General features: G+C 40.7%; 25 protein-coding genes and 1 riboswitch. Of the genes, 8 read left to right on the top strand and 17 right to left on the bottom strand.

The window, feature by feature from the left end; translation table 11 throughout:
• Nucleotides 1–11: 11 nt before the first annotated feature.
• The 3 genes from thiC to RB215_RS02505 form a co-directional block, all read right to left on the bottom strand.
• A complete protein-coding gene (gene thiC, locus RB215_RS02515) occupies nucleotides 12–1,964 on the bottom strand; it encodes a phosphomethylpyrimidine synthase ThiC (protein WP_011327189.1) in 1,953 nt (650 codons plus the stop codon).
• 172 nt (nucleotides 1,965–2,136) lie between these two features.
• A riboswitch (TPP riboswitch) is annotated at nucleotides 2,137–2,249 on the bottom strand.
• Nucleotides 2,250–2,411: 162 nt separating this feature from the next.
• Nucleotides 2,412–2,810, bottom strand: coding sequence for an META domain-containing protein (locus RB215_RS02510; RefSeq protein WP_041454338.1), 399 nt, complete (start codon nucleotides 2,808–2,810; stop codon nucleotides 2,412–2,414).
• A 123-nt stretch (nucleotides 2,811–2,933) separates the two neighbouring features.
• A complete protein-coding gene (locus RB215_RS02505) occupies nucleotides 2,934–3,335 on the bottom strand; it encodes a thioesterase family protein (protein WP_086993121.1) in 402 nt (133 codons plus the stop codon).
• Nucleotides 3,336–3,437: 102 nt separating this feature from the next.
• Here RB215_RS02505 and RB215_RS02500 point away from each other — a divergent pair, with 102 nt between their 5' ends.
• Nucleotides 3,438–5,537, top strand: coding sequence for a TonB-dependent receptor domain-containing protein (locus RB215_RS02500; protein WP_309216825.1), 2,100 nt, complete (start codon nucleotides 3,438–3,440; stop codon nucleotides 5,535–5,537).
• A 141-nt stretch (nucleotides 5,538–5,678) separates the two neighbouring features.
• Here the strand turns inward: RB215_RS02500 and epmA are convergent, their stop codons facing one another.
• Both epmA and efp read right to left on the bottom strand, forming a co-directional pair.
• The gene (epmA, locus tag RB215_RS02495; RefSeq protein WP_011327185.1) at nucleotides 5,679–6,653 is read right to left on the bottom strand and encodes an elongation factor P--(R)-beta-lysine ligase; all 975 of its coding nucleotides are present in this window, start codon (nucleotides 6,651–6,653) and stop codon (nucleotides 5,679–5,681) included.
• Between the two features lie 59 nt (nucleotides 6,654–6,712).
• Nucleotides 6,713–7,279, bottom strand: a complete 567-nt coding sequence (efp, locus tag RB215_RS02490) for an elongation factor P (RefSeq protein WP_011327184.1) — start codon at nucleotides 7,277–7,279, stop codon at nucleotides 6,713–6,715.
• A 41-nt stretch (nucleotides 7,280–7,320) separates the two neighbouring features.
• On the opposite strand from efp, the gene epmB reads away from it, so the two are divergent.
• Nucleotides 7,321–8,334 carry an EF-P beta-lysylation protein EpmB gene (epmB, locus tag RB215_RS02485; protein ID WP_041454337.1) on the top strand — a complete coding sequence of 338 codons (1,014 nt, stop codon included), beginning with the start codon at nucleotides 7,321–7,323 and terminating at the stop codon, nucleotides 8,332–8,334.
• Between the two features lie 8 nt (nucleotides 8,335–8,342).
• On the opposite strand, the gene RB215_RS02480 is transcribed toward epmB, so the two are convergent.
• Nucleotides 8,343–8,552 (bottom strand): hypothetical protein, encoded by a 210-nt coding sequence (locus RB215_RS02480; RefSeq protein WP_058372567.1) that lies wholly within the window; start codon nucleotides 8,550–8,552, stop codon nucleotides 8,343–8,345.
• A gap of 168 nt (nucleotides 8,553–8,720) precedes the next feature.
• Here RB215_RS02480 and RB215_RS02475 point away from each other — a divergent pair, with 168 nt between their 5' ends.
• The gene (locus RB215_RS02475; protein ID WP_011327181.1) at nucleotides 8,721–9,011 is read left to right on the top strand and encodes a hypothetical protein; all 291 of its coding nucleotides are present in this window, start codon (nucleotides 8,721–8,723) and stop codon (nucleotides 9,009–9,011) included.
• Between the two features lie 79 nt (nucleotides 9,012–9,090).
• Here RB215_RS02475 and RB215_RS02470 read toward each other — a convergent pair whose 3' ends face one another.
• Nucleotides 9,091–9,582, bottom strand: a complete 492-nt coding sequence (locus RB215_RS02470) for a DUF3016 domain-containing protein (RefSeq protein WP_182678883.1) — start codon at nucleotides 9,580–9,582, stop codon at nucleotides 9,091–9,093.
• A gap of 274 nt (nucleotides 9,583–9,856) precedes the next feature.
• Here RB215_RS02470 and galE point away from each other — a divergent pair, with 274 nt between their 5' ends.
• Nucleotides 9,857–10,870 carry a UDP-glucose 4-epimerase GalE gene (galE, locus tag RB215_RS02465; RefSeq protein ID WP_011327179.1) on the top strand — a complete coding sequence of 338 codons (1,014 nt, stop codon included), beginning with the start codon at nucleotides 9,857–9,859 and terminating at the stop codon, nucleotides 10,868–10,870.
• A 189-nt stretch (nucleotides 10,871–11,059) separates the two neighbouring features.
• Here galE and zapE read toward each other — a convergent pair whose 3' ends face one another.
• On the bottom strand, nucleotides 11,060–12,169 hold the full coding sequence (gene zapE, locus RB215_RS02460) for a cell division protein ZapE (protein WP_182684100.1): 1,110 nt from the start codon (nucleotides 12,167–12,169) through the stop codon (nucleotides 11,060–11,062).
• Nucleotides 12,170–12,228: 59 nt separating this feature from the next.
• On the opposite strand from zapE, the gene RB215_RS02455 reads away from it, so the two are divergent.
• Nucleotides 12,229–12,927, top strand: a complete 699-nt coding sequence (locus RB215_RS02455; RefSeq protein WP_309216822.1) for a pseudouridine synthase — start codon at nucleotides 12,229–12,231, stop codon at nucleotides 12,925–12,927.
• Between the two features lie 127 nt (nucleotides 12,928–13,054).
• A complete protein-coding gene (wecB, locus tag RB215_RS02450) occupies nucleotides 13,055–14,170 on the top strand; it encodes a non-hydrolyzing UDP-N-acetylglucosamine 2-epimerase (RefSeq protein ID WP_089367747.1) in 1,116 nt (371 codons plus the stop codon).
• A 110-nt stretch (nucleotides 14,171–14,280) separates the two neighbouring features.
• Here wecB and RB215_RS02445 read toward each other — a convergent pair whose 3' ends face one another.
• Nucleotides 14,281–15,054: a YggN family protein gene (locus RB215_RS02445; RefSeq protein ID WP_089367746.1), complete on the bottom strand. Its 774-nt coding sequence runs from the start codon at nucleotides 15,052–15,054 to the stop codon at nucleotides 14,281–14,283.
• 210 nt (nucleotides 15,055–15,264) lie between these two features.
• Nucleotides 15,265–17,694 carry a zinc-dependent metalloprotease gene (locus RB215_RS02440; protein ID WP_309216820.1) on the bottom strand — a complete coding sequence of 810 codons (2,430 nt, stop codon included), beginning with the start codon at nucleotides 17,692–17,694 and terminating at the stop codon, nucleotides 15,265–15,267.
• A gap of 154 nt (nucleotides 17,695–17,848) precedes the next feature.
• Between RB215_RS02440 and RB215_RS02435 the strand changes: the two genes are divergently transcribed.
• Nucleotides 17,849–18,817: a class 1 fructose-bisphosphatase gene (locus RB215_RS02435; protein ID WP_011327173.1), complete on the top strand. Its 969-nt coding sequence runs from the start codon at nucleotides 17,849–17,851 to the stop codon at nucleotides 18,815–18,817.
• A 33-nt stretch (nucleotides 18,818–18,850) separates the two neighbouring features.
• Here the strand turns inward: RB215_RS02435 and RB215_RS02430 are convergent, their stop codons facing one another.
• A complete protein-coding gene (locus RB215_RS02430) occupies nucleotides 18,851–19,174 on the bottom strand; it encodes a hypothetical protein (protein WP_309216819.1) in 324 nt (107 codons plus the stop codon).
• Nucleotides 19,175–19,216: 42 nt separating this feature from the next.
• On the opposite strand from RB215_RS02430, the gene RB215_RS02425 reads away from it, so the two are divergent.
• Nucleotides 19,217–19,567 carry a DUF5522 domain-containing protein gene (locus RB215_RS02425; protein WP_309216818.1) on the top strand — a complete coding sequence of 117 codons (351 nt, stop codon included), beginning with the start codon at nucleotides 19,217–19,219 and terminating at the stop codon, nucleotides 19,565–19,567.
• Between the two features lie 145 nt (nucleotides 19,568–19,712).
• Here the strand turns inward: RB215_RS02425 and RB215_RS02420 are convergent, their stop codons facing one another.
• The 6 genes from RB215_RS02420 to RB215_RS02395 form a co-directional block, all read right to left on the bottom strand.
• Nucleotides 19,713–20,516, bottom strand: a complete 804-nt coding sequence (locus tag RB215_RS02420) for a sulfurtransferase (RefSeq protein WP_309216817.1) — start codon at nucleotides 20,514–20,516, stop codon at nucleotides 19,713–19,715.
• Between the two features lie 67 nt (nucleotides 20,517–20,583).
• On the bottom strand, nucleotides 20,584–21,003 hold the full coding sequence (locus RB215_RS02415; protein WP_309216815.1) for a group 1 truncated hemoglobin: 420 nt from the start codon (nucleotides 21,001–21,003) through the stop codon (nucleotides 20,584–20,586).
• A complete protein-coding gene (locus RB215_RS02410; protein ID WP_192532542.1) occupies nucleotides 21,003–21,836 on the bottom strand; it encodes a DUF3034 family protein in 834 nt (277 codons plus the stop codon). Before RB215_RS02410 ends, RB215_RS02415 begins: the two co-directional genes overlap by 1 nt.
• Entirely contained in the window at nucleotides 21,823–24,138 is a 2,316-nt protein-coding gene (locus RB215_RS02405) for an EAL domain-containing protein (protein WP_309216814.1), read from the bottom strand. The genes RB215_RS02410 and RB215_RS02405 overlap by 14 nt, the downstream gene beginning before the upstream one ends.
• Nucleotides 24,131–24,808 carry a methylamine utilization protein gene (locus tag RB215_RS02400; RefSeq protein ID WP_192532540.1) on the bottom strand — a complete coding sequence of 226 codons (678 nt, stop codon included), beginning with the start codon at nucleotides 24,806–24,808 and terminating at the stop codon, nucleotides 24,131–24,133. Before RB215_RS02400 ends, RB215_RS02405 begins: the two co-directional genes overlap by 8 nt.
• Nucleotides 24,809–24,929: 121 nt before the next feature.
• The gene (locus tag RB215_RS02395; protein ID WP_192532539.1) at nucleotides 24,930–26,033 is read right to left on the bottom strand and encodes a phosphoribosylaminoimidazolesuccinocarboxamide synthase; all 1,104 of its coding nucleotides are present in this window, start codon (nucleotides 26,031–26,033) and stop codon (nucleotides 24,930–24,932) included.
• Nucleotides 26,034–26,113: the final 80 nt, after the last annotated feature.

The raw sequence follows: 26,113 nt of genomic DNA, 5'->3' as shown, positions 1-26,113 counted from the left end.
CTTAAGCTGATTTATATCGCTTTATGATATATTTCTGATCCGGTTTTTTTAAACTCGTCCGATTTAGCTTTCATTTGTGCTTCTACATCAATCATTTTTATTGTAATCGTATCTGCAGCATTAGCAGGGTCAATGCCACGCGCTTCTAAATCTTTTGCATATTCGCGTACTTCTTGACTGATTTTCATTGAGCAAAACTTAGGGCCACACATAGAGCAAAAATGCGCTACTTTACCCGACTCTTGCGGGAGTGTTTCATCGTGATATTCGCGGGCACGCTCAGGGTCTAAACCAATATTAAATTGGTCATGCCATCTAAACTCAAAGCGCGCTTTTGATAGGGCATTATCACGCTCTTGCGCACCGGGGTGACCTTTTGCTAAATCGGCGGCATGGGCAGCAATTTTATAGGTAATTAAACCTTCTTTTACGTCTTCCTTATTTGGCAAACCTAAATGCTCTTTAGGTGTTACGTAACACAGCATAGCGCAGCCGTACCATGCTATTTGAGCCGCACCAATACCTGAGGTGATATGGTCATACCCAGGTGCAATATCAGTAGTTAACGGGCCTAAAGTGTAAAACGGTGCTTCGTCGCAATGTTTAAGTTGCTCATCCATATTGGCCTTAATCATATGCATTGGCACATGCCCGGGGCCTTCTATAAATACTTGTACATCGTGTTTCCAGGCTAACTTAGTCAACTCACCTAGGGTGCGCAATTCGCTAAATTGAGCTTCATCGTTGGCATCAGCAATCGAGCCTGGGCGCAGGCCATCGCCAAGCGAAAAACAAATATCGTATTGCTTTAAAATTTCGCAAATATCTTCAAAGTGGGTGTATAAAAAGTTTTCTTTATGGTGCGCTAAACACCACTTTGCCATAATAGAGCCACCGCGCGACACAATACCGGTTACTCGTTTTGCGGTCATTGGTACGTAACGCAGTAGCACACCTGCATGAATAGTAAAGTAATCGACGCCTTGTTCAGCTTGCTCTATTAACGTATCGCGAAAAATCTCCCAGGTTAAGTCCTCCGCTACGCCGTTTACTTTTTCCAGCGCTTGATAAATAGGAACTGTGCCAATAGGTACAGGCGAGTTACGTACTACCCATTCGCGAGTTTCATGAATATAACGCCCGGTTGATAAATCCATAACGGTATCGGCGCCCCAGCGAGTAGACCACACCATTTTCTCTACTTCTTCTTCAATCGATGAGCTTACCGATGAATTACCAATATTAGCGTTTACTTTTACCAAAAAGTTACGCCCTACAATCATAGGTTCGGTTTCGGGGTGGTTAATATTGTTGGGTAATATAGCGCGGCCACGCGCAATTTCGTCACGTACAAATTCAGGCGTAATAAAATCAGGAATACTGGCCCCAAACGACTCGCCTTTATGCTGCGCGGCTAATAGTTCAGCATGAATTTTTTTGCGGCCCATGTTTTCGCGTATCGCTACGTATTCCATTTCAGGGGTAATAATGCCTTGGCGAGCGTAATGCATTTGCGTGACATTTTTACCCGCTTTACCGCGGCGTATTTTTGGTAAATGCTCAAAACGAAGATGATCAAGCCCTTCATCAGCCATACGTTGTTGCGTAAAACGTGAAGTAACTGATTCAAGTAACTCGGTATCACCGCGACTTTCAATCCATTGCTCACGAAACTTTGCTAAGCCTTGGCGTACATCAAGCTTAAAGTTTGGATCGGTATACGGGCCTGATGTGTCGTAAACACGTAACGGCTCGTTTGGCTCATACACTGGATTTTCATCACTGCCGCCTATATAAGTATCGCTTAGGGTTATTTCACGCATTCCTACACGAATGTTGTTTTGCGTACCCTCAACATACACTTTGTGCGAATTAGGAAACGGTTGTCCCGTTAAGTTATAAATATATTCAGATGCAGCGGCTCGCGTTTCACGACGCGATGATTTTTTTGCAGTATTCGACATGACTTACCTCATAGTTTATGGGTTGTCTTGTGCGAAGAATTGAGAAGGCAAAATGCCTCATTGGATCGTAGATTGGTTAAGCAGTTTACTGTCACAGCCAATCTTGGCAGCCAACAGAACTTAATACCGGATGGTATAACTTGTACGCATAAAAAAAGACGCACAAGCGTCCTATTTTAGGCAGCTTGTTCCCTACGCAGGTATTAGCCTGATCAGGTTCACGGATCCCGCTTTCGCGATCTCAGCCTTAACTAATTATTTAGTTAGGCACTCCGACAAGTATTAATACCAATTATTAAATATACCTTTACCACTTATAACTGCAGCTGCAATGCTAAGTTGTTTGGGTATCAAATTGGTATTTGTAATTTATTAATTTGCGAATAGTATCTAGCAAATCAGCGTTGAGTGTACGCCAGTTAAAAATCGCCTGCAAGAGGGCGTTTTTTATTTCGCAATAAATACAAATGTTTTCTCGCCCTGCATTACCAATTGCTGGTCTTGCATTTTAAGCTGCGCGCCTTGTTGCAGTGCGTGTAGTAACTGCTGCTCAAACTTATCAAGTTGTTGGCCACACGACTTACGGGTCATCCCTATTTTGTTAACTGTTAAGCTACTATCGTCCAGCTCACCTTCACCAAAAAATTTATTGCAGCCAGCAAAACCATTGACTTGCAGTGCTTCAATAAAACCCACCGACGCATTAAACGAAGGCGGAATAGCTAGGCCATCAATACGTGATAACTGCCATTGAGTATGTTTAAGCTGCTCTGAGGTAACCGTTTGCGTTGATGCACAACCAACACATAAACCGATTATAAGCATGGGTATTGCTGCTAATTTCATGTTATTACTAATTATTTGTCTAATTACTGTAATAATAACAATTTTTAACAAGTTAATCCGTTAAAAAAACATGTTTAAAGTGTAAATTTTATTCTAAGATAGTTTGAAAATTACGCTGTTTTTTTATTCAGAATCCGTTTTAAATAAATTATCTATTTGCGCTGGTAAAAATGGCCGACCTTTTTCATTTAAAGCTGTGCCGATTACCAATGCATTAAGCATTATTCTTTCATCGTGTTTACGGATCAGGGTTTGTTTAAAAGCAAATTTAAGTCGGCTAATACGTTGTGGCTCTACAGCTACATAAAATTCATCGCCCGGTAATAATGACTGTTTATAATCCATTTCGCTGCGCATCACGACCAGGTTAATTTTATCTTTGGCAAGCTGAGCAAAATCCACCCCATGTGCATGCAAAAATTCATGGCGCGCATGCTCTAAGTAATTAAAATACACACTATTATTTACAATGCCTTGTAGGTCGCATTCGTAGTCACGCACTTTAAAGTCTACTGTAAAGGTCATATTCGTAATCCAAATTATTTAACGTATAATTGCCGCGTTTATAGCACATGTACTGAAATAATTGCTACCATGCAAGTCCCTAAAATGGAGTTAAGTAACCTAATGAACTTACGTTTGTCTTTAATTACCGCCGCATTATTACCACTGTTTGGTGCATCAGTTACCGCCAACGCTGACGATACAGATCTAGAACGCATTGTTGTTACTGGTGATTTTCAACGAGAAAGCATTCAAACCTTAAGTGCTAGCGCCAGCTTATTTAGCGAAGATGAAGTTAATTTACGAGGTGCAACCTACCTAGATGAAATGCTTGGGAGTACTGCCAATATTAATTTTGCTTCTGGGGCTTCTCGCGGTCGTTATATTCAAATTCGTGGCGTAGGACTACGTTCACAGTTTGTTGACCCCATAAATCCTTCGGTTGGTTTAGTTATTGATGGCATTAACTACTCAGGCCTTGGTGGCAGTGCATTATTATTTGATATTGACCAAGTAGAAATTTACCGTGGCCCACAAGGTACACGCTTTGGTGCCGACGGTATGGCAGGTATGATCCAAATGCAATCGGCGCAAGCAACAAGCGATCCTAGTTTAAAACTACAAGTAGGTGCAGGCACTTACAACAGCCGCGAAGCAGGTCTTGCTGCAAGTACAGGTTTAACCGACGATACCAGCGCTCGTGTTAGCTACTTTCGTAGAAAATCAGACGGCTATGTAGATAACCTATACCTAAATAAGCCAACTCAAGGGCAAGACGAGCAAGTAGCACGCTTTAAATTAAACAGCCAAATAACTGCCAATTTACGCACTGAATTAAATCTACACTATATTGATATTAACAACGGTTACGACACCTTCGCACTTGATAACGGCCGTAACAGCGTTGCCGATGAACCCGGTGAAGATAACCAATTAAGTTACGCTATTGGTCTAAATAACACTTATACGGGCTTTGATTTATTTGACGTAAACTTAAGTTTATCGGCGATCGACAGTGAATTATTTTATAGCTTTGATGAAGATTGGGTATGTAACGATCCGAGTAAACCGCAGCTTTGCGCCGCCGGTTTGCATCCTGATGGTTACAGCTCAACTGATGTTTACAGCCGCGATCGCGATGATCAAGGGGTCGATTTACAATTTAAAAGCAAAACCGGCAACTGGGTTGCAGGTCTTTACTATCAAAACCGCGACGTAGATTTAGAACGCCAATATACCTGGTTAGCTAGCCCTTTTAACTCAACGTATGAAACCAATAACGTGGCAGTATATGGCCAATTAGCGACTCCTATTGGGCCTAAAACCACCTTAATTACTGGCTTACGTGTTGAGCAATACCAAGGTGATTACACCGATAATAACGGTTTTATTGAAGATACCGACGACATTATGGTTGGCGGAAAAATAGCGCTTGAGTACCAAGTAATTGATCGCACCATGATCTACAGCAGCATTACCCGTGGTTATAAAGCAGGCGGCATTAACTCAGAAGCGCTCGCTAAAGCCAAAGATGAAGGCTTAAACCTTGATGCTGAATTTTTTAAACAACACACCAGTTTTGATCCAGAATACTTATGGAGCGGTGAGTTTGGTGTTAAAGGATCATCCCTTGATGACAAATTTGTTCTGCGTTTAGCTGCATTTTATATGCACCGCGACAACATTCAATTAAAGTCGTGGCAAGTACAAGATCAGAAGTTTACCGGTTATGTAGATAACGCGAGCTCTGGCAGTAACTATGGTCTTGAACTTGAAGGTAGCTATCAGCTAACCGACGATTTACTTATTACCGGTAGTGCTGGTTATTTAAATACTAAAATAAATAAATTTGTAACTAAAGCGGGTTTAAACCAAGACGGTCGCGACCAAGCACAGTCACCTAAATATCAATACGCACTGAGTGCCCGTTACAACCTTACCAACGAGCTTTATGCCATGGTAGGCGTTGAAGGCAAAGACGATTATTACTTCTCAGATAGCCATAATGCGCAAGCACCAAACAGTAATTTAGTGAATGTAAGCTTAGGTTATGAAGCCGATAGCTGGGCTGTACGCGCTTGGGCACGTAACGTGTTTGACGAAACAGTACCTACTCGCGGTTTTGAGTTTGGCAACAACCCACTTGATGGTTACGCTGATCATACCTACACCCAACTTGGTGAACCACGTGTAGCTGGCGTTACTTTTACACTTAATTTATAAAATAAAGCTGACAGCTTTTAGTACTCAGTTAAAAAAACCGCGTTTATTAAAATAAACGCGGTTTTTTATGTGGTAGCCGTAGATCCTGATCATGCGAGAGGTTAGTTACTAACTGACAGCCCCCCTGCATGTTAAGTTGCTTTAAGCCCTTGTCACATCAAACGCAATAACTTCTTTTATATTACTCTTTTGCGTGGCTAACATTACTAGCCTGTCTATGCCCAGCGCTACCCCTGCACAAGGCGCTAATCCATGTTCAAGCGCAGCAATTAAATGCTTATCCATTGGTACTTGCTTTAAGCCATTTTGTTTACGATATTCATTATCGTCATTAAAACGCTTAGCTTGCTCTGTCGCATTAGTTAGCTCGTTAAAGCCATTAGCTAATTCCATATTTTTATAATACAGCTCAAACCGCCCTGCTACGCGACTGTCATGATCGCAAATTTGTGCCAGTGCTGCTTGCGATGCCGGAAAGTGATACACAAAACACGGCTTATGTTGGCCAATTGTTGGCTCTACTTTCATACAAAATAAAAGCTGCAGTAAGGTATCTCTATGCGTTTCATTTTTAGCTATATCAGCAAACCCTTGCTCGCAGGCAAGTTGTTGTAATTGCTCTAAACTAGCAGTGAGTGGATCAAGTCCAAGTACTTGTTCAAATGCGTGTTGGTAAGTTAACCGTTCACTCGGCGCAACATCTAAAATAAGCTGCATTAGCTCATCTATTTCAGCCATTAATGCAAATTCGTCAAACCCCGGTCTATACCATTCCAGCATAGTAAATTCTGGATTATGATGGCTGCCAGCTTCTTCGTTTCTAAATGCTTTACACAACTGAAATATAGGCCCTGAGCCCGCCGCTAACAAGCGCTTCATTGCAAACTCTGGAGAGGTTTGTAAATATAGCTCAAGGCCGCTGGCGTGCCCTGGGCCTACAAATCGAGTGTTAAAACTCACTAAGTGTATATCGGTTACACTGGCTCCGCTTAAACTGGGGGTTTCTACTTCCATTACATTGCGAGCATAAAAGAACTCGCGAATACTGCGTAAAATAACAGCTCGCTGCTTAAGTGTTGCAATACTTGCACTGGGAGCCCAAAGATTTACTGACATATTTTCTCCAAAAAAAATCCCAGCTTTTAAGCTAGGATTTTATAAAGCGACGCTTAAAATTACTTAACGCGGCTTACGTATTCACCGTTACGGGTGTCTACTTTAATAACTTCGCCTATTTGTACAAATAGTGGAACACGTACTACAGCACCAGTACTTAATGTTGCAGGTTTACCGCCAGTTCCGGCTGTATCACCTTTAAGGCCCGGATCAGTTTCAGTGATCTCAAGCTCAACAAAGTTAGGTGGTGTTACTACAATAGGATTACCGTTCCATAATGTAATTGTACACACGTCATTTTCAACTAACCATTTACCCGCATCGCCTAACGCTTTTTCGTCAGCAGCAATTTGCTCAAATGTTTCGTTATTCATGAAATGCCAAAATTCGCCGTCTGTGTATAAATACGCTAAATCAGTATCCATTACATCAGCACCTTCAACAGATTCACCCGATTTAAAGGTTTTTTCAAGTACTTTACCTGAAATAAGTTTACGGATACGAACACGGTTAAACGCTTGGCCTTTACCAGGTTTTACCATTTCATTTTCTATGATACTACTAGGCTCGCCATCCATCATAATTTTTAGGCCGCCCTTGAACTCGTTGGTGCTATAATTCGCCATCGTTTCCTCTATTTATATTTTTTCGAGTAATCTACGTGCCAATGATACAAAGAAATGAAGCAAATTTGCATAAAAACTGGCAAAAAGAATTAGCAAATGTAGTTACCTGCCCAAAAGTGTTGCTAGAAATGGTCGGTTTATCGAGCCAAGTCCATGATAACGACATAAAAGCTCGTAGCTTGTTCCCAGTTCGTGTGCCAATACCATTTATAAAAAAAATGCGTAAAGGCGATGCAAACGATCCATTATTATTACAAGTTATGCCGCGCCATCAAGAATTCTTAACTAAAAGTGGTTTTAATAAAGATCCCCTGCTTGAGCAAAGTAACCAGCAGCCAGGGCTATTACACAAGTATAAATCGCGTGTTTTAGTAATGTTTAAAACCGGTTGTGCAGTAAATTGCCGCTATTGTTTTAGACGCCATTTTCCGTATCAAGAAAACCAACTTAATAAGCGTAGCCTGCTAGATGCGCTTAGCTATATAAAATCCGACAATAATATAAATGAAGTGATTTTAAGTGGTGGCGATCCGCTTATGGCCAAAGACGATGCCATTAGTTGGTTTTTAGATGAGCTTGAGCAACTACCACAAATTAAACGCATGCGAATTCATACCCGTCTGCCGGTGGTTATTCCGGCGCGCATCACCGATGAGTTATGCGAAAGACTTGCAAGGTCGCCATTAAAAATTGTGTTTGTTAATCATATAAACCACGCCAACGAAATAGACGACGACTTTAAAGCCGCAATGCAAAAGCTTAAACAAGTAGGTGTAGTGCTATTTAATCAAGCGGTTATTTTAAAAGACGTGAACGATACAACTGCAGCACAAGTGAATTTAAGTGAAGCGTTATTTGATGCCGATGTATTGCCCTATTATCTACATTTGCTAGATAAGGTAGAAGGGGCGAGCCACTTTGACATTAGTGAGGAGCAAGCAATTAAAATAATGGCAGAGCTGTTAGAAGCTCTACCTGGTTTTTTAGTGCCTAAATTAGTCAGAGAGATTGGCGGTGAAAAAAGTAAAACACCAATCGATCTTAAGTTAATTTAAAGCCGTATTTAAACGTAAATGTTTACGTTATTACCCAGTGTTGCAGTCGCCGACTTAGTCGGTGTTTGCGCGCTGGATGACTGCGCAGCCCCCTCAATCAGTGCTAATGCAGCTGCGCCATCAGCTAGTTGCTGTTTTTTAGACAATGCAGCGCTCAACACCTCGCCGCCTTGGCTTGAACTTGGCATTACCGGTAAATTTCCACCTGCTATATTCATAAAATTAATCCACCTTTAATCAGTGTTTGTTGTGCAATAATTTAAAAGGAGTTAAACAAGGCACAGTGCTAAAAACCTGACTTTTAAATATAATCCAAGTAACATATGCAGTATACGCATGCTACATAATAAATTATCGGCAACTCAATACAAAGCTTTAGGAAAACCATGGATTCTATTATTGAACAACTCAACGCTAACTTAAAAATTGTTTACCGACAGGCGCTTGATGCTGACAAAAAACTCGACGAGTTACAACAGCAAGGTCACGGCAAATTTAAAGCACTCTTTACAGCCGACTCAGGTTTTACCTTTGAAGCTAAACGCTTTAAGCCATATGTGCTTGATGTAGCAGCCGACGTAGAGAGCTTATCTAGTGACGGTTTTAATGAAGAAAAACTTAAAACCACCGTTATTAAATTACAGCAACTACTTACTTTGTTAGCTACGTTTAAGTAACGTAAACTTTAGTTAAAAAGTTTATTATTCTATAAGCATTAAAAGCGCCGCTATTTAGCGGCGTTTTTGTAAAGCTCAGTTAATCAACTTTCGATAATATTTCCTCACCAAACCACTCTGTAAGTAAGCGTTTTTCGTAATTAAATGGCTCATCTCGGCCCATTTTAATTTTATCCATAAAGCCCATATCTTTAAGCTTTACATCACTTGCTGCACTTATTACCTCACCTTTTTCATTGGTAAGTGAATAATTAAGTTTGAGTTGCGGAAAATAAATAGGCTTAACCACCCTGATTTCATTTATACCGCCATAGCGTACATCGCCAGCTAAATCGACATCAGTAATCTCTAGGCTAAGTTTGTAGTCTTTTGGCAATTGCTCTGCAAGTTTAGCAACATGCTCTTCAATACTGCTCGCTATATGCTTATGGTACGAAGCTTTACCTTGATTGGATTCGCGTACATCACGATAGTCTTTAAAATCATGCCATTTAATAGCCGACTCACCCGCATGGGCAAGTGCTGGTAGTGCAAAGCACATTAACATTGCGATTTTGTTTACTGGATTCATATCACTCTCCAAAAAGGTGCGCCGAATATTACATTATTGCAATTAGGGCATGCTCAGTATTAACACCTAAATAACTGAGTTCATTTTAACAGCTGTTTATTAACTATAACTTAATCTTATGACATAAGTGTTATTTAAAGCGTTCAAAATGTAATCAAATATGTAAATCTAGCTTTTTTAAAATAACAGCGTATTTAAAGCAGATAATGCATGTAAAATATCGCAATTTATGGTGCAATCAACATTATTGATAAAAGGTATCCACGGAGCATTCATGACTATTTTAGTAACCGGTGGCGCAGGCTATATTGGCTCGCACACTGTTTTAGAACTTTTACAACAAAACAGTAATGTTGTTGTTATTGATAATTTAAGCAACTCATCATCAGAGTCACTTACGCGCGTTAAAAAAATTACCGGTAAAGAAGTAACTTTTTACCAAGGTGATATTCTCGATAAAGCATTTTTAGACTCAGTATTTGCTAAGCATACTATTGAAAGCGTAATTCACTTTGCTGGCTTAAAAGCGGTGGGTGAGTCGGTTGTAAAACCAATTGAGTACTATCAAAATAACGTACAAGGTACATTAACACTAGTTGATGCGATGCGCGATGCGGGTGTATTTAAGTTAGTATTTAGCTCATCAGCAACCGTTTATGGCGACCCAGCAAGCTTACCTATTAAAGAAGACTTTCCTGTTGGTGGCACCACCAACCCTTATGGCACATCAAAGTTAATGGTTGAAATGATGTTGCAAGATATCGCAAAATCAGACGAGCGCTTTGCCTTTGCTATTTTGCGTTACTTTAATCCAGTAGGCGCGCATGAATCGGGGTTAATTGGCGAAGATCCGAACGGGATCCCTAATAATTTATTACCGTATATTTCACAAGTTGCCGTGGGCAAGCTCAAGCAACTAGCCGTATTTGGCGATGATTACGACACAGTAGATGGCACCGGCGTGCGCGACTACATTCACGTAGTCGACTTAGCTTTAGGACATTTAAAAGCGCTGAATAAAATTGCCACAAACACCGGTGCATTGGTTTATAACCTAGGTACAGGCAACGGTTATTCAGTACTGCAAATGGTGAACGCCTTTATTAAGGCCAGTGGGCAAGCAGTACCATATCAAGTGTCACCACGTCGTCCAGGCGATATAGCCGCTTGTTACGCAGCTCCTGAAAAAGCCCTGAATGAACTAGATTGGCAAGCGATGCGCGGTATCGATACTATGATGCAAGACACCTGGCGCTGGCAGTCAAATAACCCAAATGGGTATAAGTAAAAAATCATATACCTGTAATTAGAGGTCCCTACTTTTATAGGAACATGTTAATTATGATTAGATAGCACTTTTATTCTAATCATAATTAACGCTAATTTGATTAGAATATACGTGTTCAAATTTAAACTCAGAGTTTATATTTTAGCCTAGAACCTAGCTCTGATTTACTTCCTAGTACGATTATTATTTTTACCAATTTTGCATTTCGACTATACGCGATTGCGTTCGTGCATATTCAAAGCTTAGTTTTTTACCTTGATACAAGGTGTCTATATCAGCCTGTGCATTTATAACCAGTAACTTATGGCAGTCATAAAACTCATCGACCAAAGCAATAAAACGTCGTGCTTCATCATCAAAAAAGTGCTCGTCTAGAGTTTGTTTTTCACGCTGGTAGCTGTCCTCTATACCGTGCACTATTACTTTACCGGTTGCGCCAACGCCCATTTTTGGCACATTTGCCACGTATAACACAGAAAATTGCTGAGCTAAAAACATGTAATCGTTAGCGCTACGCGGGCCAGAGCACAACGCCATAAAATCAATCATTAAGGCATTTGCTGTTTTTAATAAATAAGGCAGCGCTCTACCGTGTACCGTGATATTGCCACTGTGCGATGCTTGCGGGTACTGCGTTAAAAATTTAGCTTTAAAGTCATCACTGGGTAAATTAATAAAGTAATGACTACTATTTTTACCATAACGAAAACGATGATCCTCCTCTCCCGCTACATTTACTATCTCGCAATAATTATTAATTAAATCTATAGTAGGTAAAAACCGTGCTCGCTGTAGGCCATTATAGTAAAGCTGCTCTGGTTTTGCGTTTGAAGTGGCCACCAACACTACACCTTGTTTAAATAACGCATCAAACAGCCGAGCCATAATCATAGCGTCGCCAATATCGCTAACAAAAAACTCATCAAAACATAGCACCCGAATATTTTTGGCCCAATTTTTAGCTATAATTATTAACGGATCTTTTTGCCCTTGTAACTGCCCTAACTGCTGGTGCACCTGCGCTATAAAGTGATGAAAATGCAGCCGCTGCTTTTTACTTATAGCAACATTGTTATAAAATAAATCCATTAACATGGATTTACCACGCCCTACCGGTCCATACAAATACACACCTTTTATGAGAGGCGACTTTTGCCACCAGCTATAGTGTATTTGTAATTGTTCACTAAGCGAATTAAGTGCCTGTACGGCATTATTTTGCGCAGCATCGAAGCTAAGCTCGCCCGATGCAACCTTAGCTTGGTAAAGGCTTATTATTTGTGTGTCCTGCACTGTCATGGTATTTCACTATCCGTTATAATCGCGTCCATTGTAGCCGACTCAAAATGTGAACCCCAATGAAATTCCCTTGCCGCCTAGATAAATTTATTAGCCATTTAGCAGAGCTGCCACGCTCAAAAGCCAGAGCCAGCATTAAACGCCAAGCTGCACTCGTCAATGGTGAAGTGGTCACTGCTTTCGATTTTCAAATTAAGCAGCAAGACGAAGTAGTTTTTCAAGGTGAACAACTCGTATTTTTAGGTAAACGCTACTTCATGTTAAACAAACCCGTTGGTTATGTAAGTGCCAATAGTGATGAACTACACAAAACGGTATTCGATTTAATTGACGAGCCAAATATGAGCGACTTTCACGTAGCAGGCCGCCTCGATATTGACACCACTGGCTTAGTTATCTTAACCAACGATGGCGACTGGTCGCATAAAATAACGTTTCCTAAAAACAATAAATTTAAAACCTACTTAGTAGAAACCCAAGAGCCCATTACTGACGAATCGTTAGAGGCACTGCGCGAAGGGGTACAATTACATAACGAAAAAGCTCTAACCCGTCCGGCAAAAGCAGAGCGCCTCGCTAATTACGGCTTACGCTTATCTATTTGTGAAGGTAAATACCACCAAGTTAAGCGCATGTTAGCCGCTGTAGACAACAAAGTGGTTGAATTGCACCGCGAACAAATTGGCAATATTAAACTAGACGAAAACCTAGCAGCGGGTGAATATCGCTTGTTAACAGCTGAAGAGGTTAAACTCTAAGGAACTTTTTAGGCTTCAATCAAGTATTAGTAACGAAAGATAAGGCAGCCTAAAAACACAGCACTTTTAACACAGATAACGAGCATAATAGAGCTTCGAGACTCTAATTTATTAAAAGGATATAACAGTGAAAGTATTAACCGTATTTGGCACCCGCCCAGAAGCGATAAAAATGGCGCCGCTAGTACATGCATTAACTAACGATAGTCGCTTTGAAGCTAAAGTTTGTGTAACGGCGCAGCATCGTGAAATGCTAGACCAAGTACTTGAGCTGTTTAAAATAACCCCTGACTACGATTTGAACCTGATGAAAGCGGGCCAAACACTACCAGAAGTAACCAGTCGTATTCTGCTAGAGTTAACGCCCGTACTTAAAGAGTTTAAGCCAGATGTAGTGCTTGTTCATGGCGATACCGCGACTACTTTTGCAGCAAGTCTGGCGGCTTATTATGAGCAAATCGCAGTAGGTCATGTCGAAGCAGGCTTGCGTACAGGTAATATTTACTCACCCTGGCCAGAAGAAGGTAATCGTAAATTAACCGGCTCACTTACAAAGTACCATTTAGCACCCACCGAAAATTCAAAAGCTAACTTATTAAAAGAAAACTACGCGGCTGAAAACATATCTGTAACGGGTAACACAGTAATTGATGCGTTATTAATGGTTAAACAACAAATTGAAAATGATGCAGAATTAAGCAATACACTCGCATCGCAATTCCCAATGCTTGATGAAAATAAAAAGCTTATATTGGTTACAGGCCATCGCCGTGAAAGTTTTGGTGGCGGGTTTGAGCGAATTTGCGAAGCATTAGCGCAAACCGCAAAAACTCATCCAAATACGCAAATACTTTATCCCGTGCATTTAAACCCGAATGTACAAGAGCCAGTAAAGCGCATTTTAAAGGATGTTGATAACGTACATTTAATTGAGCCACAACAATACCTGCCATTTGTATACTTGATGAATCGTGCTCATATTATTTTAACTGACTCAGGTGGCATTCAAGAAGAAGCACCAAGTTTAGGTAAGCCTGTATTAGTTATGCGTGATACCACAGAGCGCCCAGAGGCAGTTGAAGCAGGTACAGTGAAATTAGTTGGTACCGATGTAGCTAAGATCACCGCAGCATTAAATGAGTTGTTAACTGATGATGCTGCATATAAAACAATGAGTCGCGCTCACAACCCTTATGGTGACGGCAATGCATGCCAACGTATATGTGATATTTTAGCGCGTTAAAAGTTCATGGCACTAGGTTCTAGGCAATTTATAACGACGAGGCCTAATTGTAAATGCGTGCTTGGCTAATTAATTACTGAAACCTGAAACCTAATACCAGCTCTTAATTTTTAAGACTTTATTTGCACTAAATCAAAGCTCACCATACCTGGTACTATGGCTTGTAGGCGAGATTCAGTCACATCAAGGGCGTTTAAACATTCGCAGTATTCTGCAGCTTTTAGTTCGAGTTGGCGGGCTTTTTCTTGGAGTGATTTATCTATTTCTGATGAAATGATATCCATGCGTTGGCTCATGTCGTTCATTCGATCTTCAATATTACCTTCGCGCGATTTAAATGCATCGCCTAACGACATTAAAATAGCCCCGAGGGAGCCATGCACTGCCGAGTGAATTTTTTTGCTAATATCTTTAGTGAAAAAGTCGTCTATTTTGGAAAGTGATTGCGGCGCAATAAAGAAAAAGTCATCGCCGCGTTTAAACTTATCCATTAGCGCACGTTCAACGTACTGCAATTGCGTTTTAAGCACTTCTGATTCTTTATCTGTCATGCCTTCAACAACATGCTCAATTGCACTGAGCCCTAAATTAACGCCATCGGTGGCTAAGTTAACGAGTTCAGGAACAGTTTGACGAATACCGCTGCTAAACTGCTCAAGGACTTTACTTTCGTCATCACTTAAGTCAATCCAATAGCCACGGATAAACAATTGGTTATTATTATTAATTTGTACGCGGGTTTGGCCCTTATCAACAATGCGAATAATATCATCAGTAATGATTAAACCGTGACGAAGCTCTACATCACACTGCTTTTGCGCAAATACGTTATTGCTTAAAAGTGCTACAGACAACGCCAATATCGAACGAGATAAAAACGCCATAAACACCTCAAAATAGCCACAACAGAAGGCGGGTAGATTAACAAAAAAACAACTTTATGCAAGCAAAAGTAACACAATAACAAAGACAGCCCTGCGTATTTAACCTATGCAATGAGTAATACAAAAAAACACCGCGTTTAAATTAAGCGCGGTGTTTTTTAATTTCTTAGTTAAAAGCCGCCTGCTGCTTTATTGCTAAAAGCGATCCTTTTAAATTGGCGAACCTGGCGGGATTGGTAATGCTTTAAAGTTATCTGGCCAGCTACCTGTGGTTAAAAAATGGTTAACTTGTTCAGCTAAATATTGTTTAAACGCGCTTTCACCTATACTAGTGTTGCTTAGTAGTGAATTTTGTTCAAAGTCATCTTTTAGCTTAGTTAAATAGTAACGCAGTTGTGCTTGTACTTCTGGACTTACGTTATCGCTGGCCACTAAATCAGCCATTGTTTTAGCACTTAAAAATTGCACTCGCTGAGTGATCTTTGCCACCATGTTATTGGATGGTAATGCCACAAAAACCTGCTTATAAAGCTGTAAAAGTAACTCATCTAAACTATAAAAATCATCACTGCGTGCTTGTTGTTGCGCAAGGCGATTTAAACGTTGTGCATTTAGTAATAACGATAAGCTATGCTGCACGGCAACTTCAGGTAACGCCATAGCATCAAGGGTTAAACCAGTGCGCCCCACTATACTTTCACGCGTCCTAGACTCACCATACGCTTTAGGTGGAATAAGTGCGAGTATTGACTCTGGCAACACTAAATTACGGCCCTCAAGAGTGGTTAAAATAGCTTTAACCGCTTGTTGTTGCGCTTGCTTAGCAACCACTTGCGCGCCTTTTACAGGTTTATCACCGCGTACTTCGTACTCGTAATTTACCCCAGCAATTAATTTAGCCACCGCCTCTACTTGGTAACGGTGAAATAAATACAAGGGCACCAGTTTTTCTTCTAATTGCGATAACGCCTCTCCCGTTTTTATATTATGAATACCAAATTGTGCGAGTGCTTGCTTACGCACTTCTAGTACTCTTAATAGCTCTTCGCTTGGTGCTGCGCCGTTATCCCACAAATGAGCCGTAGGATGCGCACCACCGGCAGCGCGTGCGTCGCTATCAGATATAAACTCGAGCCCTTTAGTGTTGTTTTCTTTTAAAATAGCCGCCAATGCTGCTGCTTCGTTTTGATTAGTAAAGTCGCTGTAGCCGTATTTAATAACTTGTGTATCCCACACGCCCATACCCGTAGCATAACCGTGTGACACATCAAGCTTGCCTTGTTCATCAAAGCTAAGCAGCGGATGCGGATAATCCATTACCGAGGCTCTATCGCCTACAGAGGCGGCAAAATTATGAGAAATACCTAAAGTATGCCCAATTTCATGGGCACTTAACTGCCTAATACGATCAAGTGCCATGGCTTGTAGTGTTTTTGCTATTTCGTTGCCGTTTAAATAAGGCGCAGCCAGCGCTTCTGCAATTAAAATGTCTTGGCGAACGCGCAGTGAGCCAAGCGTTACATGACCTTTTATAATTTCGCCGGTACGCGGATCAATTACCGAACTGCCATACGACCAACCACGAGTAGCACGATGCACCCATTGCACTACGTTATAGCGAATATCCATAGGGTCGGCGTTTGTTGGTAGTACTTTTATTATAAATGCATTTTTATAACCCGCGGCACTAAATGCTTCATCCCACCACTGTGCACCTTCAAGCAATGCACTTTTTACAGGCTCCGGCACCCCAGGATCAAGGTAATAAACAATCGGCTCAATAGGGTCGCTAATAGGTAAGTTCGGATCTTTTTTAGTTAACCGATGGCGTGGTATATATCGCACATACATAGACTCGCCAAGTGCTGCAGCATAGTTTTTATGCTCAATACTCCAAAAACCCGATTGCGGATGGAAGTTGCGCGGGGTGTAATTATCGTCTGGTAATTTAATTAATGAATGATGCATATGCACCGTTAACGAATAAGCGTCGGGGCTTATTTCACGCACAAACTTACCCGGTTTAGTACCAGCAAAGGTAAGTACGGCTTCAAGCTCTGTATTATTAATAAATGCTTTAGAGCGGCTCATATAAACTGCACTACGCGATTCGTCTAGGTTAAAGTTACCTTGTTTAGTCGCAGCCAGGGTACGATTTACACCGTGTACGTCGCTAAGTAAATACGGGGTGTAATCGATTAATAACGCCCGCTTATTTTGCGCAACCACTTTAAAGCCCGCTAATATGCTTGATGCAAACGCTTCATTAATACTTTGCTGCTCAGCTTTATTACTGGTATTTGCGCGATAGTAAGTATTTACAGCGCGTAGCATTACTTTGTCGCCAAAGCGCTCAAATTGCACTAAGTGTGTATTACCAAGCTGTCCTCTATCAAGCCCTATATCGTTAGAGCCCAAGCCATTTGGCAAACTTTGCTGTAGCAAAAATTGCTGCTCTAGTTTATCTACTTTTAAATAAACCTTGCCGTTTTCTGTATCGTAAAAAAATGAAAAATATCCCGGAAAATGATTCATCTTTCCAGTAAATTCATCAATAGACTTAATTGCTGCGTGCGCTTGAGTTATCATAGTGAGCAACACAGTAAAGAGAATGTAACCTAGTAGTTTTATTTTTTGCATAATCTTATCTTTGTTATTGGCGTTTTAAGTACGATTAGGTAACCCCATTATAGGGGGGAATTTAAACAATACAGTTATTTAAGACGAATTTCAGCGCTCCAAACTAATCCCTCTCACATTATGATTAGTTTAATCACGTTATCAGGAAAATAGAATGCGTAGACTTCCTCCAGTATTACTTGAAGATGGTTGCCCAAGAGAATTAATCTCTTTGATCAGAACTATATTAGCCGCATGTAAAGAAATTTCATTTCGTGTTGGCCAAGGCGAATTATCGGGTGTATTAGGCTCAACACTTGATGAGAATATTCAAGGGGAAACTCAAAAGAAGCTTGATGTTTTAACCAACCAACTGCTTAAAGATATATTATTGGAATCGGGCTACGTAAAAGCCATCGCCTCTGAAGAAGAAGACTACACAGTTGCTGGCAATCCTGATGCAGAATATATTGTAGCGTTTGACCCACTTGATGGCTCATCAAACACCGACATAAACTCGTTAGTAGGTACTATTTTTTCAGTAATGAAAGCGCCTGAAGGCGCAGATCCTGCTGACCAAAGTATTTTTATGCAACCGGGTATTAATCAAGTAGCGGCAGGTTATGTATTGTATGGCCCATCGACTATATTGGCGCTAACGACAGGTAAAGGCACCCGCTTTTTCACCCTAGATAAAACGCACGGCACCTTTTTATTAACTCAAGATTTTGCAAAAATACCAGCAGATACCAACGAATATGCTATTAATGCGTCAAACCAACGCCATTGGCAACCGGCTATGCAAAACTACATTAACGATCTTGTAGCTGGCGACACTGGCCCACGCGCTCGAAACTTTAATATGCGCTGGATTGCTGCAATGGTAGGCGATGTACACCGCGTATTAAGCCGTGGCGGGTTATTTACCTACCCAACAGATACCAAAAACCCAAGCCAACCAAATAAACTACGTCTGCTTTACGAAGCAAACCCTATGGCCATGCTAGTAGAGCAAGCTGGCGGGATTGCCTCAACTGGCACCGAGCGCATTATGGACATACAACCTAATGCTATTCACCAGCGCGTAGCTGTAATTTTAGGCTCAAAAAACGAAGTAGAAACTTGCTTGGGATATCATAAGTAAAGCGCTAGGCTTTACTAAAAATTAGCCATGCTTTTACTCTTGTAAAAGCGTGGCTAATTTTGCGAGCTTTTCATTATTAAGCTCGCCCATTTGTTCACTGTTACTAAGTGCATAAATAACGCCTTCACACTCAGCGCAATCTATATCATCTCGCGCTTCAATCACATTCGCCCACAGTTCCAAATCATCAAGTGCTATTTCATTATGCAAACAACGCTCAAACACATTTAGCATGATTGACGTACTTAGGGTAAATAATGGCTGTTTTGCTGCTGCCGCAGATACAATAACAGCAACTGCCTCGTCTTTTTCTGGCCCGAAGGTAATAAACTGCGCTAATGCTTTTTGTATATTCATAATATTGTTATTCTGCGCTCACCGTGATTTAAAAGTAAAATAATGACCCAAATTAACTGCACGCAATGTAATACAGCTCTTACTTGTAATGTGACTGACATATCAGCATGTTGGTGCAACGAGTTACCCGCTATTTTACCGTTAGACCTTAACGCTACAAGCTGTTTATGCCGTAACTGTACGCTGGCTAAAATAAACACTTACTTACAAAGCCTTTATTCGCAGCCGATTAAAATACAACTCGCGTTTGCTAAGCAATTTAAAAATAATGGAGAGCTAATTGAAGGGCTCGATTACACTATGCAAAACAGCTATATGGTATTTAGTAAATGGTATTTTTTAAAGCGTGGTACATGCTGTAAGAATGGCTGCAAAAATTGCCCGTACAAGTAATAGCGGTTAAAGAAGGCCGTTAAATAACAGCTTTTAATTTGGGGCTGTTAATAAAGGAGTAAACAAGCGCGGGGTTTAGTTTGCTACAGGTATGCTAGTTTTCTCTTACTGAACGCGGATATCTTACTGCGGTCCTGTCTGCTCTTTATTTCTTTCCCCATTCACTCCATGAACCGTCGTAAACACTTAAGTTAGCGTAACCGCACTCATCAGCAAATAGCGCTAAAATACACGCGGTAATGCCCGAACCACAGCTAAATTGCAGTTGTTCAGCATTACCCACTAACACGGTAAACTGCTGCTTTATCTCGTTAAGTGGCTTAGCCTCACCACTGCACAGTAATTCGCTATAAGGTAATGAAAGACTATTAGGAATATGGCCGCTGCGCATATCTGCACGGGGTTCAGGGTCTTCGCCTGTAAAGCGTTTATGTGCACGCGCATCGAGTAATACTATGGCCGGATCATCAATTGCGTTTTGTACCTGTTGCTTATTAATAAAGTAACCCGCTTTATAACGTGCAATAAAATTACCATTATGTTTTTCCTTGCTATAGTTTTGCTGCACCGGGTAGCCACTCTCAAGCCATTTACTTAGCCCACCACTGAGCACTTTTACATTATCAAAGCCCATAGATTTTAGCATCCACCATGCCCTAGCTGCGCTAAACAAACCCTCATCCTCATAAATAACAATATACGAGTCGTGGTTAACGCCTGCCTTTTGCATTACTTGAGTAAATTGCATTTCGCTACACAAAGTATTAGGTAATGGGTTAAAGCGATCTGCTAGTTCATTTTTAATATCAAAGCGCTGCGCGTTAGGCAGTACTGCTTTAGCAACATAGTTACCGGTTATACCCGGGCGTAGCATACCCGCGTCAAATAATATTAATGCAGGATCATTTAATTGCGTATAAAGCTGCTCATTGGTAATTATATTTTTCATTTACCTATCTCAATGTTTGGCTGCTTTTTTTAAAAGTGAACAGCTGAGCGCTGCCCCTTTACAGCTCTTAAATCTTTATTATTTCACTGCGCAGTGGTGCCATTTTCGCTATTATTTTATTTTGTACTGAATGGGGTATATTTTGCTCGTCCATCGCATTAATTAGTAGATCGACTACATGATTAAAATCTTTTTCATTAATATTCATGCCGGTATGAATAGCAACCATAGAGTCGCCTTTATACTCACACGGGCCGTTTGTTAGCGCGCATAAGTGGCTGATAAAGCCTTGGCGAAAATGAGTAATGTTACTGTGCTCAAAATAATGAAACACTTGCCTGTCATTACCTATTTGATAAATAAAGCTATCCACTAGTTTTTCTATGCCGGCATTACCATTTATTTGCTGATACAAACTCTGTTTAGGCTTGCTGCTACAGCCAGCTAATACACTTGTAGCCAATAAAAATAGTATAAAAACTCTCATTACCAATATCCTGTCACCGATAAATACCAACCGGTTTGATCGCTTGCTCCAGCTATACTGCCTAAATCTAAGTAGGCGGCGGTTACGCTCATATGTTTATTTGGCATCCAAGCTACAAACACATCTTTCCAATCTTGCTCGCCTAATCCTAGGTTATTTGTTTTTTGACGATACTCAACACCTAACGCGACTTCACGGCTTAAAAATATCGCTGTGCTTGCTTCAAATAATATTTTATTGCTCACCTTATTCCCGCCATAACCCAGTAGTCCCAGTTGGTTGGCTTTACTGTAACGGGTGGTCACGTTCCAAAACCAGTTGTACCCCGCAATAGCACCTAAGTGTAATTTGCTTGCCGCTAAGTAAAAATCAGTACCGCTGGTACTCTCTGCACCCACTAGCTTTGCAACCGTGCCATCGTCTAACGACTTATGCTGTATGCCTAAACTTACTTGTGGCCAACTACTGTAAACAATGTCGCCATATAAACGAACTTTAGCACTGGTTATCGACTGCTCTATTTGCGTACTCAGCGCGGGTACATCAAACTCTTGCTGCGCATAACTAAGCTCAACGCGATTAAACAAATTAAGCTGTGCGCCACATACATCTAACGTATAGTCGGTTACATCTGCACGGCTACAAAAGCCATTAATCGAAACCTCATCCTCACTGGCATACCCCGCAAGTTGCGCCCACGGAACAATACCTCCACCACCAGCCCCCTCAACTTGAGACACCCCAGGAGTAGCTAATAATTTACCGCTACTCGCAGCAGCTATAAAACTGGCTGTGAGTAATACCCCTGCCATAAAACACTTAATGTACGCCATCGTATTCCTCTAACCATAGCTCTAATTGCTCGGCTTTTAATGGTCGACTTAAATAATAACCTTGTGCGTGATCGCATTGCATTTGTTTAAGTAACGTTAAGGTGCCTGCAGTTTCTACCCCTTCAGCTACTACCGAAAACCCTAATTGATGCCCTAAAGTGATACTCGACTGCACTATAAATTGATCTTTTTGCGATTCATCTAGTTTTAAAATAAAGCACTTATCTAATTTAAGCTCATCAATTGGCAGCATTTTTAAACGCCCTAGCGATGTTTGCCCTACGCCATAATCATCAAGCGATACTTTTACCCCAATGGCTTTTAAGTTCTCGAGGGCAATTATGCCCTTTTCTTCATTTTCGATCATATCGCGCTCGGTGAGCTCAATAGTGATCAACGCAGGGTTAACCTTATGCTTTTTTAAAGTACGTACTAATGACGAATGAAACCCTGCAAACGCAATATCTTGCGCCGATACATTAATAGCCGCTTGTAAATGTATGCCTTTTTGCTGCCAAGCGGCAACTTGTGCAATAACGGTATTAACCACCCAGGCAGTGAGCTCTACAATTAATCCCGACTGCTCTGCTAAATCAATAAACACCTCAGGCGACACCCAACTGCCATCTTTACGTTGCCAGCGAATTAAGGACTCAACCTTATCGACCTTTTGTATTTTCATATTTAGCTTTGGCTGATAGGTCATAAATAACTGGCCGTCATCATCGCTTATAGCTTGCTTAAGTTCGTCCAGCATAACTAAGCGTTCTAAATGCGCTTCGTCTTCGCCTTGTTGATAGTAATGAATATTTTGATCATGACTGGTTGCGCTTTCTACTGCTATAAGTACTCGACGAATTAGATCCTCAGCTTGTTCACCGTGTAGCGGATATTGCACCACCCCCACACTAAAGCGTAAATTTATTTTTAAGTTTTGAATGGTGTAACCCGCTTGGAGCTGCGCCATCAAAGCAACAATGCCGCGTTTAAAATCGCCCACGGCCGCTGCCGGAAACACAGTTAAAAATTCATCGCCACCAATACGCGCATGAAACCCACCCAACTCCTCCGAAAATTCACGAATACGATGTGCCACTGCTTTTAAGCACTTATCACCAATACGTGGTCCTAACTTATCGTTTATATGTCGCAGGCCTTTAATATCGATAGCAACTAGCGTGTGTACGGTGCTTTTACTTAACTGCTTAGCTAGCATTTCTAGCATGGCCGAGCGGTTATAAAATCCGGTTAGTGCATCATGGCGAGCTTGGTAGCTAATTTGCTGTTCACGTTCATTTATATCACTACCCATGTTATGAAAAGCATCCATTAGGGTAGCTATTTCACTGCTTTGTTTGTCACCTTTAAATTTAAAATTATAATTACCCTTTGCAAATTGTTTAGCCACCACAGCCAATTGCGACAGTGGTGTAGTTAAGTTATTTGCTAATAAACTACTGGTTACTACCCCAACAATTAAAGTAAGTATGGCAAGAACAATAAGCGTAAAAAAAAGCTGCTCAAAATCGCGATAGCTTTGGGTTAAATCGGCGCTGAGTAAAATTATTACCGGGTGAGCTTGCAGTGCAGATAGCTCAATTTCGCGATTTTTATACACTAAATAATCACCAAAAAAGCGCGACGTCGTTTTGCTATTAAAATAATTAACTGGTTGAAAGTTTGCTGGAGGAGCTACCAGTGAGGTTTTTACTAAGCTATCTACGCTCGCTATAAAGCTTACTTCCATACCGGTTAGGCTTTTAAGCTCTGAGGCTACATTACTGGTTATTTTAAAACCCACCAAACTGTAAGCTATGGTGCGCGGGGTTTTAACTGGCAGTAAAATAACCTGATACAGTTGGCCATTTAATACCACAAAATTAGATCGCTCCGAGGCAGTTAATAACTCACTCATTAAAGTCTGCAGGTTATCGGTAAAGTTGTCTTCATCATTATTGGTTGATATTAACTGCCCCGACAAATCTAACAGCAGCATTAAATCGGCGTCTATACGTTGGCTATGATTGTATAAAACACTGCTTATAGTAGCAGCGTCACGCGTGGCAACCGCTTGTTTAAAGCCAAAATCGGAGGTGAGTACTTTAGCGGCAGTTAATAATAGGTTTTCTTTCGAGTTTAAATATTGCTTATAAACATTTTGTGCCACACTTATGTCTTGATTGACTTTTTCTTCTTGAAACTTATTTGTAGACCACCAAAAACTCAGCAAACTAACCACAGTGGTTAATAACACCAAGCCTACACATAAAATGGTTATACGGTTTCGCAAATTGTTAGTCATTACCGCCCTTAAACTGGCTGCCAAAGGTGTTACGTGGTGCTGGCGAGGAAGTATTTATAGTTATAGGTAAAATAGCTTGAGGCTCTATATTCATCATTTTTTTATTTTCTAAAGGCGCGGTTTGCAACGCATGCCACACACTTATTTGCAACGGCTGCGTAGTAATAGGCAAACTTACAACTCCGTTTTTATCGGTTTTATAAACTTGCTCGCTCTTAGCCACATAAATATAACCCACCATAGAGTCATGAATATTACAGCCTAGTACCACAACACCTTGGGTGTCAAAAACAATTGGCTCTTTGGGTTGCCCTGAGTAGAGTTTTAATTGAAAAGATTTAGCGCTTGAAAACGAATACACGTTATGGCGAATATTGTCGCTATTAGGAAAGTTAACTAATTGCCCTTGCTGCACAATAAGTAGCTCAGGTAAAAACTGCTTATTTATCTGATCCATTACCGCAACGGGGAGCTTTTTAACACTTGGATTTGTAGGCTTAAAAGCAGCGTTTGCTTGGCCTATTTCAACAACGGCATTAGGTAACACCATACCGTGTTGATCTTTTATTACTAAATCAATATTTGCGCTAATAGCAGCGTGGCTAAAAAGCACACTTAAAGCGAATAAATAACGTTTTTTTGCAAAAACTTGCAATGCTCGTTCAAACATAACCATACTCAAATATTAATTTTAAGTTCAGTTAATTAGAGACGAGCACCAATTGCAAGAAATATAGTTCAGTCACTAAAAATAAACATTTTAGCATTCATTTTTTAGCACTTTAGTCGTGTTATTTTATAATTAATCCATAATCGGCATCTAAAATAGCAATTACTTCTTGACGCGGATCAGCAGGAATAACAATCTCTTTGCCCACTATTTTACTGGCAATGCCCACGTAGGTATTTGACACTTCAAGCATTACTGACTCAGGTAAAATGTAATTTTTAGCTAGCTGCTCACGCTCATCCATGCGGTCTTTATTAAGTAGTACGTCGCTCTCTGGCACGTTATTAATTAACAGCTGACGAAAACCTTCTTTTGAATTTTCAACAATTTTACCGTCGCGGTAAGATGCCTCATCCCAAATACGTGATGAATCAGGCGTGCCTACTTCATCAATATAAATAAGCTGCTCTGCGCCATTTATATCTTCTACATAGCCAAATTCAAATTTAGTATCTACAAATATTTGCCCAAGCTTAGCCAGCTCGCCACTTATTAGCTCAAAACCTTCCACTAATAACTTTTCGTATTGGGCTACATCATCAGCCGTTCTAAAGTTAAATACGCTTAGGTTATTAGTAATATTGCTACGCGTTATATTTACATCATCAACTGGGGGAATATCTGCCACGCCAGTAATAATGCCTTTGGTAGAGGGAGTAATTAATACTTTATCGAGCTTTTGATTAGCTGTTAAACCTTCTGGTAAATTAATACCACAAAAGTCTCGTATGCCTTTAGCGTAGTCGCGCCACATGCTGCCAGTAATATATTGGCGGGCAATGGCTTCTACTTTTACCGTACTGGCTTTACGTACAATCCAAACATACGGATGCGGAATATCAACAATGTGATTACCCGCCAGTCCTGCTTCATCAAATAACTTAAACCAATGCGCAGCCACCGAGTTTAACGCTATACCTTTACCTGGCACGCCATTTAAACCGTTTTCGCCTTGCCAAATACAATCAAAAGCTGAAATTCTGTCGGAAATAACCATAATTGCCAGCTCAGTATCGGCTGGTACTTTATAGCCCTTTTCGCTAATTAAACGTTTGCTGTCTGCGTCGGTTAGCCAATAAACCGAGCGTACTTTACCACTGTGTACTTCACCTTTGGTACGAATAGGTAAATCATCGTTTACGTCTAAAACTTTATAGCTAGTCATGCTATCTCCGGGGTTAGGCATGCTCAAAGAGCAAAGTATGGGATTGGGGTTATAAGCCACATATAATAATCTAGAGTCAT

It is taken from the genome of Pseudoalteromonas sp. HL-AS2, assembly GCF_031198805.1.
Taxonomy (GTDB): Bacteria; Pseudomonadota; Gammaproteobacteria; order Enterobacterales; family Alteromonadaceae; genus Pseudoalteromonas; species Pseudoalteromonas nigrifaciens.
This window is presented reverse-complemented; position numbering and strand designations above follow the sequence as displayed.